Raw genomic sequence first — 16197 nt, 5'->3', positions numbered from 1 at the left:
CATTCTTGATGTTGAGATTATCTCAACTGACCTGGTTGGGTGATTGTGTAAAACTGAATAAAACAACGTTAAAGGGAAATAAGATGAAAGTCACCGCACTTAGTTTATTGTTATTGAGTCCAATTGCTTTGGCAAACCCACTTTTAGGTACTTGGGAATTTGTTGAGGGAAAATATGCCACCACAGATGGCATTGTATCAGCGCAAGCGCCTAGCTTGACGTCGATAAAGTTAATTACTGAGGCTCACCACAGCTACATTACGCAAAGTGAAGGAAAGTTTAAATACGCTGGTGGAGGGAGTTACAAAATAGAGGGAGATAGATTTATCGAAACCTATGAATATGGAAATGTTACTTCCTTACTTGGTCGAACGATGTCATTCAGCTACAAGATTGATGGTAATTTATGGCATCATGAACTGTATGAAGATGGTAAGTTCGTCGAGAAGGAAGTATGGAAAAAAGTTCAGTGATCCCAAAGAAGATGCGTTATATCAGTCACGCATCTTCTCAGCTTCAAATCCAGTACACCGAAACACCAACATTGAGTGCAAAGCAAGTGCTAATCAAAGTGCATGCGTTTGGGGTTAATAGAGCAGACATTTTGCAAAAGCAAGGGAAATACCCTGCGCCTGAAGGCGATAGTGAGATATTGGGTCTGGAAGTGTCTGGAACGATAGTTCAAGTGGCGTCTCCTGAGTTTGAATATTTACTTGGTGATCAAGTGTTCTGTTTAACCTCTGGAGGCGGCTATGCTGAGTACGTGGTTGCACAAAGTGAATTACTCATGCCGTTAACCAAAGGCTTGTCATTGAGTTATGCGGCAGGCTTAGCAGAAGTATATCTTACGGCCTATGATGCGATTGTGCGAACTGGGCAGCTAAATTCTAATGGGATTTTACTGTGCCATGGCGGAGCTTCGGGTGTTGGTAGTGCTGCCATAAGGATTGCAAAAAGGCTAGGTGCAACGGTCATTACGACCCAAAGTAGCAAGGAAAAGGCCAAGTACGCAAAGGCTCTGGGGGCAGATTACACTATTAATTATTTAGACTGTGATTTTGCTGAAGAAATGAAAAAGCTTGGTTTGAAAGCAAATGTCATTCTTGATCCAGTCGGTGGTGAATACCTCAGAGCGAACCTAAGAGTTGCAGCAATGGATTGTCACTGTGTGATGCTCGCTATGCTAGGCGGAAGATATACAGAACTAGACTTTGCCAAGTTACTCGCGAAAAGGTTTAACTTGCACGGAAGTACGTTGAGAAACCGCTCATTGGACTATAAAACGGAATTAGTGAAAGATTTTCTGAATGAGTTTGGCTCGGACCTGCCGGATCAGACAATGAAGATACCAATATATAAGGAGTTATATTGGGATGAAATTGAGCAAGCCCACGATATTCTCGAACACAACCAGAACCTCGGGAAGGTGATAGTTAGAGTTAGTTGACTGTTTATTTATACAGTTGTTATGCTATAACTCTTAGTGATTAGAGGAGTGATTATTTTGACGTTCAAAATTGAAGAGAAAGTACCTTGCCCAGAGGAATATTGTGATTTGCGAATAGCCGCTGGATTATCTGCAAAATCTCTAGAAGCAGCCACAAGGGGACTACCTAACTCATTATATGGGGTTGCAATTCGACATAACGAACAACTTGTGGCAATGGGCCGGGTGGTTGGAGACGGAGGTTGCAATTTTGAAATTGTCGATGTTGCCGTCAATCCGCTTTATCAAGGGCAGGGATTAGGGCGTACAGTAATGGAATATATTGATGGTTACTTAGCATCAAATGTTTTGCCGGGCTCATATGTTTCAATGATTGCAGACGAGCCAGCCTTTTACGAGAAACTGGGTTATCGCTTAGTAGCTCCAGCGAGTCAAGGAATGACAAAGAAGTTCACAGTAGGCTCCATTAAAAGCTCTAAAGTTTGAATTTTCAACTTTTTTCTTGGTAGATTAAGAAATAGCGATAGATATAGATAACTTTTGAAGGGTTGCAACTGAGTGGATTCGAACCACCGAGCTTTGGCACGGGTTATAGAGACTAGGTAGTGCTTTTTCTTTATTTGAATTAGATCTAAGGTTGGTACAATCGAATGGATTCTTATTAGATAAGACTGAATATTTAGGATTGGTACAACCGAGTGGATTCGAACCACCGACCCTTGGCACGGGTTATAGAGAGTAGGTAGTACTTTTCTTTATTTGAATTAGATCTAAGGTTGGTACAATCGAATGGATTCTATTAGATAAGACTGAATATTTAGGAGTGGTACAACCGAGTGGATCCGAATTATCGACCCTTGGCACGGGTTATAGAGAGTAGGTAGTGCTTTTCTTTATTTGGATTAGATCTAAGGTTGGTACAATCGAATGGATTCTTATTAGATAAGACTGAATATTTAGGAGTGGTACAACTGAGTGGATCCGAATTATCGACCCTTGGCACGGGTTATAGAGAGTAGGTAGTGCTTTTCTTTATTTGAATTAAATCTAAGGTTGGTACAATCGAATGGATTCTTATTAGATAAGACTGAATATTTAGGATTGGTACAACCGAGTGGATTCGAACCACCGACCCCTACCATGTCAAGGTAGTGCTCTAACCAACTGAGCTACGGTTGTATTATAAGATTTGGTACGACCGAGTGGATTCGAACCACCGACCCCTACCATGTCAAGGTAGTGCTCTAACCAACTGAGCTACGGTCGTACAATAACATTCGTTTATTAATTGTTTTCAGGTCTGTGCCTGTCAACGCGTTGTAATATATAGTGACTCAGCTAACGGATCAAGCGGCTTTCAGTAATTTTTTGATTGTTTGCCTTTTTTTTGTTCATACTGGAGGGATTTCACACAGCTCGTAAAATTTTTTCCACCATTTTACATGTGCTTTCGCAGAATCTTTAAGGTTATCCAAGTGTTGTTGAAGCGTGAGCGGATCGGCAAGGTTATTATTTTGATACAATAGGTGAATAGGCTGCCAGGCAGCGATCAACTCTTCCGTAGAAAGAGATAGCATTGCCTGATACGGCTGAAGAATGGATAAATAATACTTGTTAAAGATATTGTTTATGATCTGTGCCTGCTTTTTATTTCCGCCGCTTTTGCAAATGCCATCTTTTAGCCTAAGTTGTTGTAATTGGCGTGTAGTCGCATTATTCAGCTGAGTCTGTTTACGGACGCTTGTAACCAAAGATGAGACAAATCGCTGAGAAAGCACTTTTAAAGCGGGTGTGAGCGTGTCTGGGCTGAGATTTTCTGGCGTATCCATGTTTATTACCAGCTCTGCGAGCTCGTTAACGGCCTCTAGCATGTTGCCGTGGGCTGCTGGCAACTCTAGTGGTACTTCTTCAGCGATTAACAAACTCAAACTTGCCAACTCTCTTTCAAATGTCATCATATGAAGAAAGTGGCGTGGAAGCTGTTGTTTCTTATCCTGTACTGCTTGAGTTAATGTTTGTTTCAGCTCGTCGCTCGTGTTTGGATGCTGAATGCAGTGAGGAGCTTGTTGAATAAATAAGATGGTGTATTTCAAGCGTTCACTTGGGTAACTTACTTTCCCTAATTGATTATTGTGCGCAGCGATGAGATTTGTGACTTTGCAGTGTCCAGCGGTCGCGATGTCTAACATAGAGATAGTTAGCTCACTTGTCGGCAATGGCACTTTTTCGACCTCCGGATTGTAAAGTGGCGCTGGGAGTACCACCTCTATGTCAGTTGCGCTCGCCAAACGTTGTTGATATTCAACGGCAATATCGGTCGGCTGCTTGCTGCAACCGGCCAAAGTAAAAAGTAATAGCGTACTAGCTATTCGCTTGACTAATCTCAAATTTCACCCGTTTGTTTACGCATGTCACCAATAATACTGCCGCCGTACTCAAGCCAATAATAATACCAATCCAGAAGCCTTGAGGACCCATTGCAGGCGTTATTAAATCGGTCTTTGCTAATACATAGCCTAATGAAAAGCCAATTAGCCAATATGATACAAAGGTAACCCAAGATATTGGCTTAGTATATTTTAGCCCCCTTAACACACCATTTGCCGAGACTTGTAATGCATCGGGCAATTGATACAAACAAGCCAGCACCATAATGCTGGTTGCAAGAGCGGCTACTTCAGTATTGTTGGTATAGAGCCAAACAATCTGATCTCTTCCTATATACGTAATGAGTGCGACAAATAGAGCAATTAAGGTGGCCAAAAGAAACGCGGTATTCACCGAAAGCTTAAGTTGGTCTAAGGCTCCTTGTCCAGTTAGGTTACCGATCCGGATGGCAATAGCCATCGACAAACTTAATGGCATCATAAACAGCATTGTAGTGACGCTGGCTGCAATTTGGTGACCGGATACGGAAATAGGACCTAGATCTGCAATAAATAATGGAATGCACGCAAATAGCGTGACCTCAAAGAAGGTAGCCAGTGCAATTGGGAAACCAAGTGCTGCAACATATTTCATCATAGTTAAACTCGGTTTGGTAAAACCGCTAATGAGGGCCTTTCCATCTATGTGTTTACTGTTCAAGCTATACACCCACTGTGCAATTGCCATTGACCAAAGCACGATGGATGTAGCGAGGCCACAGCCCGCACTACCAAGCGCTGGCGCGCCAAATTTACCATAGATGAAAATATAGTTAGCAACGACATTGATACAAAGACCAACAATACTGATGTAAAAAGCAGGCTTTGTTTGGCCAACCCCTTCGGTGACATTGCGGTATACCGTAAAGATCAAAAAGCCCAAGAGACCCCATTTCACAAAATCAATATAGCCTTGAGCGAGGGCCTGAACATTCTCACTTGCCCCAATATTTGAAAAAACAATAGAAGTAAAGTTCGCTAAAACCAAACCGACGGTAAAAAGCGCTAAAGCGAGATACAAGCTTTGCTGGAAAAATCGTTTGATCCCTGCGGGGTCATTAGCACCATGGCAATGCGCAACAATACTCGTAAGTGCAAGTATGATCCCTTGTAAACTAAAAATCAAAGGGTTCCAAACACCCGTAGCAATAGAAAGAGCAGCTAAGTCTTCAGCACTGACTTGACCTGCCATCATCGTATCAACGACGGTCATTAAGACTAAAGTAACTTGAGCGAGAAAAACGGGGATCGCAAGTTGAAGCAAGCGCCTGGCTTCCCAAGTTGAAAAATTCATGGTGAGATACTACTTAAGGCGTAAAAACGTTAGTTTATTTTAGTGCTTTGTTTTTAGCAAAATTTTGCGGCTAGCAGCCGCAACTATTTTTATCTAGTCGGATATTCAATACAAATTAAGTACATCTCTTAGTGCGATTTCGCTACAATCTCAAGGATAAATTAAGAGGGTAGATATGTTTACAGGAATTGTTCAAACAAAAGCGACGGTGGTGTCGGCGAAGCAGGTCGATAATATTTTAAAATTAGTTATTTCTGTTGGTGCTGAATACCTCGATAAGCTGACCTTGGGTGCGAGCATAGCAATTAACGGATGCTGCCTAACGGTGGTGCACTTCGAACAGCCAGAAAATGACGTGGTAGGGCAAGTTTGCTTTGATGTGATTGATGAAACATTGAGACTCACTAATCTAGGTGAAGTACAAAGAGGGTCACAGGTAAACTTTGAGCGCTCGATGACATTTGGTACAGAACTCGGCGGTCATATAATTTCAGGGCACATTCAAACAAGCGCGAATATCAGTGAAATACATCGCAACGAAGGCAACTGTAGGATGCATGTAGCATTGTCAGAAACGTGGCATAAGTATGTTATGTACAAAGGCTTTATTGCGGTAAATGGTGCGAGTTTGACTGTGGGGGAGCTTGATCACACCGGCTTTTGGTTACACCTAATACCTGAAACGCTGGCGCTTACCAATTTGGGTACGATGCGTGTGGGAGATACTGTGAATATAGAGGTTGACCAACAAACCTATACGATTATTAATACCGTTGAAAACTACATGAAGAAGCAAACTCTATTGAAGCACAACTAGTACCTTGCCCGAGTAACGCCCTTTACCTCTATTTGCAGGTACCAAAAGCATTAGCTAAGGTTGTGTCAACTTGATAAGCAGCTCGCAAATGAGCTGCCCGTAATCTATAGCGCTTCTGCTTTGATTAAAACACTTGTTCGTCGTCGCTATCAACCCTAAGTTCAAGCTTATTGTGCAGTTGGTCTAAGTGCATATTTAGGTGTATTGGATTGCAACAAGCAGCACAGTCTTCGAAGTAGTCCTGATCGCCTTCACTTGTATCAAGATTGACAAAAATATGATGTCCACAATGCGGACATTCAATACGTTGTTGATATAGGTTTTTCATTGGCCCTCCACCTGAATTGGCCAAACTAAATACCTTTTAACTATAGCGCATTGTGACGAAAATATGGCAGTTATTTGAGCAGGGCTTGCACTTGTTCTGCCGCATCCCGTATGTACTTGCCAGCAAACAAGTTTGCTTGCACCAGAAGAGGATATAAGCGATAAATGTCTAAACGTTCAGGTGAATTTTCTGCGAGTGGATAGATAGACTCGTAACCACGATAGAAGTCATCTGGTAGTGGAGCGAATAACGAAGCCATCGCAATATCAACTTCTCTATCACCATAATAGCAAGCAGGGGAAAATAGCACGGGTTTTTGATGGCTAAAGCCAATGTTACCATGCCAAAAATTACCGTGAACTAGAGACGGTTGAACTTGGTGTGGAAGAAGTGGCTTAAGCTGCTCCACAAATGTGTCGATATCAGTGAGGATAATCCCTTTTTCAGCGAGCAGTTGTAGTTGCCAACCAATTCTTTCCTCAGCAAAAAAAACTTCCCATTTTTTGTGCCATTGATTTGGTTGCGGCAGCTCATGAATGTAATTGTCTTCTTCTAGGCCGTACATTTCCTGTTCATGACGTTGGTGCATTTTAGCAAGGCTTTGACCGCACTCAAGCCAGTTTTCATTGCGATGATCTAGTTCTAACCATTCCAGTACAATAAAACAAAATTCAACACTCGTACCCAGTGTTATTGTATCGGCCACGAGGAAATCAGAGTCGCGAATAAGCTTTTCACGATTAGATGCTTCACACTCAAATCGCTCTAAAGCTTGAATAGGAGCTACTTTGACCAAAAATTGATGGGTATCGTCTGCAATCTTATAAAGTTTTTTAGACCCATAACTTTTTAAGGTTTGCTTCGAAGAAAACTCAAATGCGTCATGGAGAGATTCAGAGATTTGTTGGTTGACTTTGTTCCACATAAGTTAGATCCAACATATTCACTTACTCTAAAATATGGTTGAAATTCTCAAGATCACAAATACTTGAGGCCTTTTTCTAAAAAAAATAAAATATCATGTCTGTCATTTTATCCAAGGGAAGTACATTGAATAAAAATATCATCACCAATCTACTGGCGATACTGCTAACCGGTACTGGCTTCGCACTGGAAAACGATGTGTTGTTTTCGGTTGGATTGTTTGCACTATCTGGTGCAATGACGAATTGGTTAGCGGTACATATGTTATTTGAGAAAGTGCCTTTCCTCTACGGTTCAGGGGTTATCACGCTTAAATTCGAGTCGTTTAAAACGTCGATTCGAGATCTCATCTTGAGCGAGTTCTTTAGTAAAGAAAAACTAGAAAAGTTTCTCGGCAAGGAGCACCCAAAGTTTGACTTGGCACCTATCGCTAATAAAGTCGATTTAAATCCTGCGTTCGACCGTTTGTTAAGTGTGATTGAGGCGTCTCAATTTGGCGCGATGTTACAGATGTTTGGTGGGACTGAAGCTGTACAACCGTTGCGAGAACCATTTATAGAGAAAATGCGATTAGCAATAGTTGAGCTTGGTGAACAGCCAGAGTTTGATGCTGCAATTGGTGAGTCACTCAGTAATGGCCTACTTGGCGATGATTTACATCAAACCATTGAAAAAGCGGTAGATGAGCGACTTAATGAGCTAACGCCGCAAATGGTAAAGGAAATTGTACAAACCATGATTAAGACTCACTTAGGTTGGTTAGTTGTGTGGGGTGGGGTTTTCGGTGGTCTATTTGGGTTGTTGGCTGCAATCGTATAGTAGAAAAAGGCGTAGTCAGGGATTGCTACGCCTTGCTTTTTTGTTTACAAACATGTCGACATGACTACTTTGAACCTGAGACAAAAATAGTCTTTTGGTCTACTTGAGCGATGTCTTTGATGCTGGTCCGTGTACTGCTGTCTACACCGAGGAAATCAGCGGCTTTGTTGAATCCATAGGTGGCTGCAAATTTACCGATTGGCATATCATTACAGTGTAGTTTTTCCTCGACAACTCGTTTTTTGAGGTGGTTATCTTTAATGGTGTGGAACAGGTGGATTCTATTGTCTTTGACAACCGACATACAAACTTTGGTGGCTCTGCTATCATCCGCAGCAACAAAATCTGCTGCAGAAGTTGTTCCTACTACTAAAAGCGAGGTTGCACATACTAAATTTAACAGTTTCATGATTAGCTCCTTGGCTATCTCTAGGACACGTTATTAGTATTGCGAAAGTTTTCATGTAATGCTGTAAACCAAGTAATTCTGAATGTAATAGAGTATGTCAAATGTGTACAAGAATTCTAACTGCATGTAAAATATTAGATTATTTTATTTCTGAAGATACAGATAGTTGAAACTTTTTTTGCTATAAAATACTATTATCGATAATTTAACACCTCATTCTTACATTTACCTCTTATCTGCTACTTGTGTGTCAAAACGTGTCAATATAGATGCTAATTTACATTTTGTAATGGCAGCTAAGCCTTTTCAAATTACTCACTGATGACAACATGCGTTATAATATCCGGACGTTCGTCGTAATTACTTGTGACTGAAGCTCATAATTGCGTAAAGTGCGATGGCATGAGTTAAAGTCACAAAAAAACAATAGAGATGACAAAAAATGTATAAATTTGCTCCCTCCATAGTCGTAGCTGGCATTGCCGCAGCTTTGATGGGCTGTCAGGATAACGGCCCACAAAAAGAAAAAGTTACCATAGAGAAAAACCCATACCCAAGTACTTACAAGCCTGTACCTTCTCAATCAACCCTAATCACTAACGCAACCGTTCTGACCGGAACCGGTGAAAAGATAGAACAAGGTGATGTATTTATTGTTGACGGTAAAATCAAGCAAGTTGGTAAAGACCTATCTGTTACGGCAGATATTACCATTGATGCTGAAGGTAAATGGGTAACACCTGGCATCATCGATGTACACTCTCATTTAGGGGCTTACCCCAGCCCAAGCGTAGAATCGCACAGTGATGGTAATGAAATGATTAATCCTAATACTTCACAAGTATGGGTTGAGCATTCTGTATGGCCGCAAGATCCTGGCTTTAACCGAGCTAGAGAAGGGGGGATCACCACGCTACAAATCTTACCTGGCTCTGCAAACCTATTTGGTGGTCGTGGTGTTACCTTAAAGAATGTGCCAGCACCAACAATGCAAGCAATGAAATTCCCAGATGCGCCATATGGATTAAAGATGGCATGTGGTGAGAATCCAAAGCGTGTATATGGCTCCAAAGGTGTTGCCCCTTATACTCGCATGGGTAACATGGCAGGATACCGTGAAGCTTGGATTGAAGCTGGTGAATATAAGCGCGCTTGGGAACAGTACGAAGCCGAATATGCTGCTGGCTTGAATCCGGATGCACCAAAACGTGATATCAAGTTCGATACGCTTCGTGGTGTGCTAGATGGTGAAATCTTGATCCATAACCATTGTTACAAAGCGGAAGAAATGGCAATGATGATTGACTTGTCTAAAGAGTTTGGTTATCACGCAGGAACCTTCCACCACGGTATTGAAGCATACAAGATTGCTGATTTGTTAGGTGAAAACGGTAACTGTGCAGCGCTGTGGCCAGATTGGTGGGGCTTTAAGATGGAAGCCTATGATATGGTTCAGGAAAACGTTGCAATTGTTGATGCAGTGAAAAACTCATGTGCAATTGTTCACTCGGATTCAGATACCACAATTCAACGCTTGAATCATGAAGCCGCAAAAGTGATGAACACGGCTAACCAGTCTGGCTTTAACATCAACGAACAGCATGCAATTAAATGGATCACCTCGAACGCTGCTAAATCGTTAGGCATTCAGGATAAAACAGGATCGCTTGAGCAAGGCAAACAAGCCGATGTAGTAATTTGGAACACCAACCCGTTTAGCGTGTACTCTCGTGCAGAGCAGGTCTTTGTGGATGGTGGTAAAGTCTATGATCGTCACGATGAAAAATATCAAGCGGTTAGTGATTTTATGTTAGGTCAAAAGTAAGGAGTTGATGAGATGAAAACCATGAAACTAACCATGATCACTAGCGCATTGCTAGCTCACTCTGTTGCTTTTGCCAATGTTACCGCAATTACTAATGCAACGATCCATACCGCGACAGATGCTGGCGTACTTGAAGGTGCGACCTTAGTTATCGAAAACGGTAAAATAAAAGCGATTAACCCAGACAACGTGACTGCTGATGTAACGATTGATGCCAGCGGTAAGGTTGTGACTCCAGGTTTTATCGGCTCAATGAACCAACTTGGTTTAGTTGAAGTTGGTGCTGTTGCTGCTTCTCGTGATGCTGGTGATGACGATGCCGGCGCAGACTTTGACGCAAGCACCGCATTTAATCCACGTAGTAGCTTAATTGCCTATGCAAGGAAAGGCGGTGTAACGCAAAACTTTGTCGCGCCTTGGGGTGGTAAAAGTGAGTTTGCAGGGCTTGGTTTTGTTGTTGACTTATCTGGTGAATTTAACAGTGTGACCGACAAGCAAACAGCGTTAATTATTCATCTGGGTGCCAAAAGCAAAGGGTCTCGTGCAAAAGCGTTAGATAACGTTGTTAAAAAGTTTGAAGCACAGCAAGAAAAGCTTGCTAAGAAAGACAAAAAAGACGAGGGAAAACCGAGTTCAGAAGAACAGGTGTTAACTCAAGTGCTTGCGGGTGATATGCCTGTGATTGCGACGCTTTCAAGAGCGTCGGATATTCTTGAAGCGATTAAGCTAAAAGAAAAGTTTGGTTTAGATCTGATTATTCAGGGGGCAGATGATGCGGTAGTGGTCGCTGAGCAATTAGCTGAGGCGAAAGTACCAGTTATTTTGAGTGCGGTATCAAACCTACCAGCTAGCTTTGACTCAATGCATGCAAGTCTAGATAACGCAGGTAAGCTTGAGAAAGCAGGTGTCAATGTCATCCTGTCAATTGGTGGTGATGGTAGTCATAACGTCTACCAGCTACGTTTTGATGCAGGTATTGCTGTAGCAAATGGCATGAGTCATGAAGGCGCACTTAAGGCGGTTACCGCTAACCCTGCGAAAGCACTGGGCATTGATGGCGGTGTGATTGAAGCAGGTAAACGTGCAGACATCGTAATGTGGAGTGCGGATCCTTTCGAATTCAGCACCACAATCGATAAAATCTGGATCAATGGTGAGGAAGTGTCTACTGAGTCACGCCACGATAAACTAAGAGACAGATATACGACAGATTCTGATATGCCAAGAGCGTATACGAAGTAATGTTTTTATACAGGGCCTCATTTGAGGCCTTTTTTAATTCGGTTGTCCCGTCCTAAATACACTTGGCGGGTTTTGGCAATCCTGCTATTTTTGTTGCTTGTTTGGCTGGGCCTTTTGGAAATAACTTATATAAATAGATGCTATTACCTTTATCCTCGCCTAGTGCTTTAGCCATTGCCTTTACCAGCATACGGATCGCGGGGCTGGTATTGTATTCGAGATAAAAATTTCTCACAAACTCAATGACTTCCCAATGTGCATCTGAAAGCTCAATATTTTCTTCTGCGGCTAGAAGTGGTGCTAAATCTTTAGTCCATTGAGTATGGTCTAGCAAATAGCCTTGTTTATCTGTCTCGATAGTTTGGTTGTTAAATTCTAGCATGATGATTACCAAGTAATTGAATTGTTCATCGTAATGGTCAGCTCAACCCAATCTTTGTCAGAAATAAGCTTTACTCCGGCTTCTGGGACAATACCTCTGGCACTGGCGCAAGTTTGCAGCATCACCACATTTGCATCTCCAGCTGAGATACGCGTTTGCCCAAAGCAGCCATCATTACATAATAAAATTGTGTCTTGATGGGATACAAACTGCAGCTGATCGCATGCTTCTATACTAGAAATAATATGTAGCGTACTCATAGTGTCACCACAAAGTCATGTTGTTTGATTAACGCAAGGATTTCATGTTGATTTTTGATTTCAGTAGCAACAGCAAGGGAGTGTACCGATACGTTAAACTCCTCCATCGCTGACTGACAGACATAAACCCGCTCGACATCATAAATTTCCAGAGTTTTTAATTGTTTAAACATGTCTTTTAAACCCAGTATTGGCGCATTGAGGGTTTTCTGGAGTGATAGCACAGCAGAACCGGTAAAAAGCCAGCTTACTTGTTGATCAATCGCTGCATAGATTAGTGCGACATCCAGCGCTTCTTTCAGGCTATTTTGGTCAAATGGACTGGTTTGAGAAATGATTAGCACGTTTTTACTCATTTAAACTGCATCCACTTATCAGACTTACTCGAGATCATGGCAAACTCCGCAAGGCCAGCAACGGTGAAAGGGCTAACGTCTTCGATGCTAACGCCGCGTTTTTCCGCAGCTGTGACACACAGCAACAGGGGGATCCCTTTATCTTTGATGCGTTGCCAAAGTGCGTTGACTTGCAATTCGTCGGAAGCGTGTACGATATTTTGACTGGCGTGATAAACACCATCTTGGTATAAAAAGATACACGCGATTTGATGGTCACTTTTAATAGCGGCATCGACATACCGTTCTAGTAAAGTTAACTTTGACTGTGCAGCTACGCCAAAGTGAACTGATATGGCTATTTGACTCAAATTTTACTCATAAAAAAAGCCCCGTAATGGGGCTTATTTTATCAGAAATTCTGAGTTAGTCATCCGACGCGCCTAAAAGGGCAAGGATACTGGTAAATAAGTTATAAATACTTAAATACAAGCTCACAGTTGCAAGCACGTAGTTTGTTTCGCCGCCGTTGATAATTCGGCTTGTATCATAAAGGATAAAGCCAGACATTAATAACACGACTGCCGCGTTAATTGCCATAAACGCGATGCTAGATCCAATGAACAAGTTTACTAGGCTTGAGATAATAACCACGATTAAACCAACCGTTAAAAAGCCACCCATAAATGAGAAGTCTTTTTTCGTAGTTAGTGCATAAGCTGATAAACCGAAGAAAATTAACGCTGTTGTGCCAAGTGCTTGTGCTATCAACATGCCACCATTTGGTAGTGCAGCATAGTGATTAAGCATAGGCCCAAGGCCGAAACCTAAAATACCAGTAAATAAGAATACAAGACCGATAGCAGAAGATGAGTTTGCTTTTTTACCGATAACAAAAAGCAAACCAAATGCAACTAATGAACAAACAATACCGGTAAATGCTGGTAATGCCATTGTCATTGAAATTGCGGCTGTTACTGCACTAAACGCTAATGTCATTGCCAATAGGAAGTAAGTGTTTTTCAACACTTTGTTTGTTTCCATTGTCGACATGACAGGTTTTGCAGTGTTGTATGAATGATTGAATGCCATGATTCAAGCTCCTTAATAAAACATGCTGATCCCAAAAATAACTAAGATAAGAGTATCAATTGTTATATGTTGGGGCAATGATTTCTGGATCAATATCTGTCGTTAATTGGGTCTCTACAGTAATATTTACTCAATACGTAAGACTTTGAATATTTTCAAAAGTTCGCTGAAATATCTAAAATACGCATAATTTTGACTGGTTCTTAGACGAATGAGCCAAATTTTACGCAAATGATCAAATAATTGAAAAAAAAGCTTCACAAGCGCATAGGGATTCTCTATTATTCGCCCCGCTGCGGAGAGATGGCTGAGTGGTTGAAAGCACCGGTCTTGAAAACCGGCATACGTTAATAGCGTATCTAGGGTTCAAATCCCTATCTCTCCGCCACTTATTTTAGATTCGTGCTATTAAGCGTGGATCATAGGTTTTGGAGAGATGGCTGAGTGGTTGAAAGCACCGGTCTTGAAAACCGGCATACGTTAATAGCGTATCTAGGGTTCAAATCCCTATCTCTCCGCCACATTTAAAGCCCTCATATTTGAGGGCTTTTTTGTTTCTGATAACAGAAATCTCCGGTCACCAGTATACTCTCGATAAAAATACCTATTAGACCAAAGTCGGCTAGTGCAGAGGCACTGCTTGCACAATACTCAGTAGTGTTGAATGAATAATTAGTGTAGAGAGTGTTGAATATGAAACAAGTTGGCAAAGGAGTAGGGTTCTCTTTATTATCACCGTTAATCGTGGGTGGTGTGCTTGGGATTTACTACAGCTTTACACTCGGTCGCAGTGAGATGTTCTTTAACTTAGTACTCAGCGCAATTTCTAACGCATACATCGTTGGTCTTGCAATGTGCCTATTCGTTGTTCCCGGATATATCCTTATGTTTAGGTACAACAAGGTGCAATATGGTGGTCTGTTAACACTGGGCTTACTTGGTGGTGCGGTATTTAGCTATCTTTTCGCTGCACAATCGGGTGTCGGTTTTATTGTTAACGCCTTAATGTCAATGCTCGCAGCGGGGCTATTCTTGTTTGGTTTGCGGGCAGGTCATCGTAAAACTGAGTGATAATTAACCGAGCAGTCTCAGTTTTACAGATAATTAATACTTTTTCAGTCGAAAAGGTTTTAATTATTTCTCCGAAAGAGTACCTTTAGCTTTTGTCGTTCAATTCGTGAATTTGATGGTAATGCAAAAGCAAGACTTTTATCAGACTTTAGTTAAACAGGCTCAAGGGCTAATCAGTGGTGAACACAATGTGATTGCCAATATGGCAAACTTGAGTGCGCTTTTATTTACAACTCTTGAAGATATCAACTGGGCAGGCTTTTATCTTATGGATAGCGCTGAAGAGTTGGTTCTTGGGCCATTCCAAGGCAACCCAGCCTGCATCCGAATTCCTGTTGGTAAAGGGGTATGTGGCACAGCAGCTGCAACTTGTGAAACGCAATTGGTTGAGGATGTTCATGCGTTTGCAGGCCATATTGCTTGCGACGCAGCATCAAATTCAGAAATCGTGATCCCTGTTTTTAAAGATAATAAAGTGATTGCCGTGCTAGACATTGACAGTCCTAGTCTGGCAAGATTTGACGAGCAGGATAAGATCGGATTAGAAGCGTTAGTTAAAGTGTTTGAGGAAACGCTTTAATGAAAGATATGCTTCAGGTACAAGATTATTTGTTTTCTTACGCCGATGTTGGTGATTGGGAAGGCGAAGAAGAAGTTGTTGCAGAACGCTTAAATGAACTTATTCATCACGCATGGGATTTACTTCCCGAAGATTTAGACTGTGACACAATAGATAGGCTCATAGAAGGTATTTGGGAACATCTTCGCGGTGATTTAGCGCTTCTTGAAGCAGAGATAGAAGAGCTAATTGACTGGGTTACACACTATATAAACTCGTCGCTCGATGAGCAGATGTAATTAATAGGTTTAAAAATGGAAACCACAAACAAGCTAAAAGACACAAATGAAGTATTAGACTTCTTATTTTCAGAATTTCCTAACTGCTTCAAGCAAAAGGAAGGGATTAAGCCATTAAAGGTTGGTATTTTCAAAGATATCGCTGAGCGTATTGAGGGTTCTGACAAAGTCAGTAAAACCCAAGTACGTCAAGCGCTTCGTAAATACACTTCAAACTGGCGTTATCTCGAAGCAGTCACTAAGAACGAGTTTCGTGTAGACCTAGACGGCAATCAGGCTGAAAAGGTTGAACAAGAGCACGTTGAACACGCAGAAAAAGCATTGGCCGAGAGCCGTGCCAAAATGGCTAAGCGTAAAAAGCCGCAGCGTCCAAACAATCGCGATGGCGAAACAAAATCTTACAAAAAGAAACCTCACTCAAGGGATCGTCAAGACCAAAAACGCCCTAAAATGAGTAATAAACCTGCTGAAGTTAAACCTAAGCGCAGTGGTAAAGTTGAACCTTTACCGGCTGAACAGGTCAAGGTTAATAACAAAGTTAAAGTTAAACTTGGTCAAGCGCTTGTTAACGCTACTATCACTGAAGTCAAAAATGATGAAGTGCACGTAGAGCTTGTAACAGGAATGCAAGTTAAAACTAAAGCAGATAGCCTATATATTCAGTAAGG

21 protein-coding genes and 4 tRNA genes are annotated in these 16197 nt (G+C 41.6%); 13 read left to right on the top strand and 12 right to left on the bottom strand.

The window, feature by feature from the left end; all coding sequences use genetic code 11:
* Nucleotides 1-83 precede the first annotated feature (83 nt).
* From L1271_RS07750 to L1271_RS07740, 3 genes are read left to right on the top strand one after another with little or no spacing between them, the layout of a single operon-like run.
* On the top strand, nt 84-473 hold the full coding sequence (locus tag L1271_RS07750; protein ID WP_010604606.1) for a hypothetical protein: 390 nt from the start codon (nt 84-86) through the stop codon (nt 471-473).
* Nucleotides 455-1447, top strand: a complete 993-nt coding sequence (locus tag L1271_RS07745) for an NAD(P)H-quinone oxidoreductase (RefSeq protein ID WP_206472824.1) — start codon at nt 455-457, stop codon at nt 1445-1447. The genes L1271_RS07750 and L1271_RS07745 overlap by 19 nt, the downstream gene beginning before the upstream one ends.
* Before the next feature lie 57 nt (nt 1448-1504).
* Entirely contained in the window at nt 1505-1933 is a 429-nt protein-coding gene (locus L1271_RS07740; RefSeq protein WP_102056700.1) for a GNAT family N-acetyltransferase, read from the top strand.
* Nucleotides 1934-2549: 616 nt separating this feature from the next.
* Here the strand turns inward: L1271_RS07740 and L1271_RS07735 are convergent.
* The 4 genes from L1271_RS07735 to L1271_RS07720 form a co-directional block, all read right to left on the bottom strand.
* Nucleotides 2550-2626: transfer RNA gene (locus tag L1271_RS07735), tRNA-Val, on the bottom strand.
* An 11-nt stretch (nt 2627-2637) separates the two neighbouring features.
* Nucleotides 2638-2714: transfer RNA gene (locus L1271_RS07730), tRNA-Val, on the bottom strand.
* A 124-nt stretch (nt 2715-2838) separates the two neighbouring features.
* A complete protein-coding gene (locus tag L1271_RS07725; protein WP_235367496.1) occupies nt 2839-3834 on the bottom strand; it encodes a DUF3080 family protein in 996 nt (331 codons plus the stop codon).
* Entirely contained in the window at nt 3809-5167 is a 1359-nt protein-coding gene (locus L1271_RS07720) for an MATE family efflux transporter (RefSeq protein WP_235367495.1), read from the bottom strand. Before L1271_RS07720 ends, L1271_RS07725 begins: the two co-directional genes overlap by 26 nt.
* Nucleotides 5168-5342: 175 nt before the next feature.
* Here L1271_RS07720 and L1271_RS07715 point away from each other — a divergent pair, with 175 nt between their 5' ends.
* Complete coding sequence (locus L1271_RS07715; RefSeq protein ID WP_010604611.1) at nt 5343-5984, top strand: riboflavin synthase; 642 nt, start codon at nt 5343-5345, stop codon at nt 5982-5984.
* A 124-nt stretch (nt 5985-6108) separates the two neighbouring features.
* Here the strand turns inward: L1271_RS07715 and L1271_RS07710 are convergent, their stop codons facing one another.
* Both L1271_RS07710 and L1271_RS07705 read right to left on the bottom strand, forming a co-directional pair.
* Complete coding sequence (locus L1271_RS07710; RefSeq protein WP_102056703.1) at nt 6109-6312, bottom strand: CPXCG motif-containing cysteine-rich protein; 204 nt, start codon at nt 6310-6312, stop codon at nt 6109-6111.
* Between the two features lie 70 nt (nt 6313-6382).
* Nucleotides 6383-7237 (bottom strand): fructosamine kinase family protein, encoded by an 855-nt coding sequence (locus L1271_RS07705; protein WP_102056704.1) that lies wholly within the window; start codon nt 7235-7237, stop codon nt 6383-6385.
* Between the two features lie 125 nt (nt 7238-7362).
* On the opposite strand from L1271_RS07705, the gene L1271_RS07700 reads away from it, so the two are divergent.
* Complete coding sequence (locus L1271_RS07700; RefSeq protein WP_235367494.1) at nt 7363-8055, top strand: DUF445 domain-containing protein; 693 nt, start codon at nt 7363-7365, stop codon at nt 8053-8055.
* 64 nt (nt 8056-8119) lie between these two features.
* Here L1271_RS07700 and L1271_RS07695 read toward each other — a convergent pair whose 3' ends face one another.
* Complete coding sequence (locus L1271_RS07695; RefSeq protein WP_235367493.1) at nt 8120-8464, bottom strand: DUF3718 domain-containing protein; 345 nt, start codon at nt 8462-8464, stop codon at nt 8120-8122.
* A 442-nt stretch (nt 8465-8906) separates the two neighbouring features.
* On the opposite strand from L1271_RS07695, the gene L1271_RS07690 reads away from it, so the two are divergent.
* Nucleotides 8907-10289: an amidohydrolase gene (locus L1271_RS07690; protein ID WP_010604616.1), complete on the top strand. Its 1383-nt coding sequence runs from the start codon at nt 8907-8909 to the stop codon at nt 10287-10289.
* A 12-nt stretch (nt 10290-10301) separates the two neighbouring features.
* Nucleotides 10302-11531, top strand: a complete 1230-nt coding sequence (locus L1271_RS07685; protein ID WP_235367492.1) for an amidohydrolase family protein — start codon at nt 10302-10304, stop codon at nt 11529-11531.
* Between the two features lie 52 nt (nt 11532-11583).
* Here L1271_RS07685 and L1271_RS07680 read toward each other — a convergent pair whose 3' ends face one another.
* Genes L1271_RS07680 through L1271_RS07660 form a run of 5 tightly spaced genes read right to left on the bottom strand, consistent with a single transcriptional unit; the run spans nt 11584 to nt 13600 of the window.
* Nucleotides 11584-11913 (bottom strand): TusE/DsrC/DsvC family sulfur relay protein, encoded by a 330-nt coding sequence (locus L1271_RS07680; protein ID WP_045989037.1) that lies wholly within the window; start codon nt 11911-11913, stop codon nt 11584-11586.
* Between the two features lie 5 nt (nt 11914-11918).
* Nucleotides 11919-12173, bottom strand: coding sequence for a DsrH/TusB family sulfur metabolism protein (locus L1271_RS07675; RefSeq protein WP_235367491.1), 255 nt, complete (start codon nt 12171-12173; stop codon nt 11919-11921).
* Nucleotides 12170-12529, bottom strand: a complete 360-nt coding sequence (locus L1271_RS07670; RefSeq protein WP_102056708.1) for a DsrE family protein — start codon at nt 12527-12529, stop codon at nt 12170-12172. Before L1271_RS07670 ends, L1271_RS07675 begins: the two co-directional genes overlap by 4 nt.
* Entirely contained in the window at nt 12526-12879 is a 354-nt protein-coding gene (gene tusD, locus L1271_RS07665) for a sulfurtransferase complex subunit TusD (RefSeq protein ID WP_010604621.1), read from the bottom strand. The genes L1271_RS07670 and tusD overlap by 4 nt, the downstream gene beginning before the upstream one ends.
* Nucleotides 12880-12934: 55 nt before the next feature.
* Nucleotides 12935-13600, bottom strand: a complete 666-nt coding sequence (locus tag L1271_RS07660) for a Bax inhibitor-1/YccA family protein (protein WP_010604622.1) — start codon at nt 13598-13600, stop codon at nt 12935-12937.
* Nucleotides 13601-13897: 297 nt separating this feature from the next.
* Here L1271_RS07660 and L1271_RS07655 point away from each other — a divergent pair.
* The 6 genes from L1271_RS07655 (at nt 13898) to proQ (ending at nt 16195) form a co-directional block, all read left to right on the top strand.
* Nucleotides 13898-13988, top strand: a tRNA-Ser gene (locus L1271_RS07655).
* 42 nt (nt 13989-14030) lie between these two features.
* Nucleotides 14031-14121, top strand: a tRNA-Ser gene (locus L1271_RS07650).
* 172 nt (nt 14122-14293) lie between these two features.
* On the top strand, nt 14294-14671 hold the full coding sequence (locus tag L1271_RS07645; RefSeq protein ID WP_211868821.1) for a hypothetical protein: 378 nt from the start codon (nt 14294-14296) through the stop codon (nt 14669-14671).
* Nucleotides 14672-14792: 121 nt separating this feature from the next.
* On the top strand, nt 14793-15251 hold the full coding sequence (locus L1271_RS07640) for a GAF domain-containing protein (RefSeq protein ID WP_010604624.1): 459 nt from the start codon (nt 14793-14795) through the stop codon (nt 15249-15251).
* Complete coding sequence (locus L1271_RS07635; RefSeq protein ID WP_102056709.1) at nt 15251-15529, top strand: hypothetical protein; 279 nt, start codon at nt 15251-15253, stop codon at nt 15527-15529. Before L1271_RS07640 ends, L1271_RS07635 begins: the two co-directional genes overlap by 1 nt.
* Before the next feature lie 15 nt (nt 15530-15544).
* Nucleotides 15545-16195, top strand: a complete 651-nt coding sequence (gene proQ / locus L1271_RS07630) for an RNA chaperone ProQ (protein ID WP_010604625.1) — start codon at nt 15545-15547, stop codon at nt 16193-16195.
* Nucleotides 16196-16197 lie beyond the last annotated feature (2 nt).

Origin of the sequence: Pseudoalteromonas sp. OF5H-5, from assembly GCF_021530695.1 — a bacterium.
Taxonomy (GTDB): Bacteria; Pseudomonadota; Gammaproteobacteria; order Enterobacterales; family Alteromonadaceae; genus Pseudoalteromonas.
Note: the sequence above shows the minus strand (reverse complement) of the source record. Positions and strands in the feature narration are given on the sequence as shown.

Coding starts and splice junctions, on each gene's coding strand:
- L1271_RS07645 (WP_211868821.1), top strand. CDS start 14,294: ATGAAACAAGTTGGCAAAGGAGTAGGGTTCTCTTTATTATCACCGTTA.
- proQ (WP_010604625.1), top strand. CDS start 15,545: ATGGAAACCACAAACAAGCTAAAAGACACAAATGAAGTATTAGACTTC.
- L1271_RS07705 (WP_102056704.1), bottom strand. CDS start 7,237: ATGTGGAACAAAGTCAACCAACAAATCTCTGAATCTCTCCATGACGCA.
- L1271_RS07680 (WP_045989037.1), bottom strand. CDS start 11,913: ATGCTAGAATTTAACAACCAAACTATCGAGACAGATAAACAAGGCTAT.
- L1271_RS07685 (WP_235367492.1), top strand. CDS start 10,302: ATGAAAACCATGAAACTAACCATGATCACTAGCGCATTGCTAGCTCAC.
- L1271_RS07750 (WP_010604606.1), top strand. CDS start 84: ATGAAAGTCACCGCACTTAGTTTATTGTTATTGAGTCCAATTGCTTTG.
- L1271_RS07715 (WP_010604611.1), top strand. CDS start 5,343: ATGTTTACAGGAATTGTTCAAACAAAAGCGACGGTGGTGTCGGCGAAG.
- L1271_RS07690 (WP_010604616.1), top strand. CDS start 8,907: ATGTATAAATTTGCTCCCTCCATAGTCGTAGCTGGCATTGCCGCAGCT.
- L1271_RS07660 (WP_010604622.1), bottom strand. CDS start 13,600: ATGGCATTCAATCATTCATACAACACTGCAAAACCTGTCATGTCGACA.
- L1271_RS07670 (WP_102056708.1), bottom strand. CDS start 12,529: ATGAGTAAAAACGTGCTAATCATTTCTCAAACCAGTCCATTTGACCAA.
- L1271_RS07675 (WP_235367491.1), bottom strand. CDS start 12,173: ATGAGTACGCTACATATTATTTCTAGTATAGAAGCATGCGATCAGCTG.
- L1271_RS07640 (WP_010604624.1), top strand. CDS start 14,793: ATGCAAAAGCAAGACTTTTATCAGACTTTAGTTAAACAGGCTCAAGGG.
- L1271_RS07635 (WP_102056709.1), top strand. CDS start 15,251: ATGAAAGATATGCTTCAGGTACAAGATTATTTGTTTTCTTACGCCGAT.
- L1271_RS07745 (WP_206472824.1), top strand. CDS start 455: ATGGAAAAAAGTTCAGTGATCCCAAAGAAGATGCGTTATATCAGTCAC.
- L1271_RS07695 (WP_235367493.1), bottom strand. CDS start 8,464: ATGAAACTGTTAAATTTAGTATGTGCAACCTCGCTTTTAGTAGTAGGA.
- L1271_RS07710 (WP_102056703.1), bottom strand. CDS start 6,312: ATGAAAAACCTATATCAACAACGTATTGAATGTCCGCATTGTGGACAT.
- L1271_RS07720 (WP_235367495.1), bottom strand. CDS start 5,167: ATGAATTTTTCAACTTGGGAAGCCAGGCGCTTGCTTCAACTTGCGATC.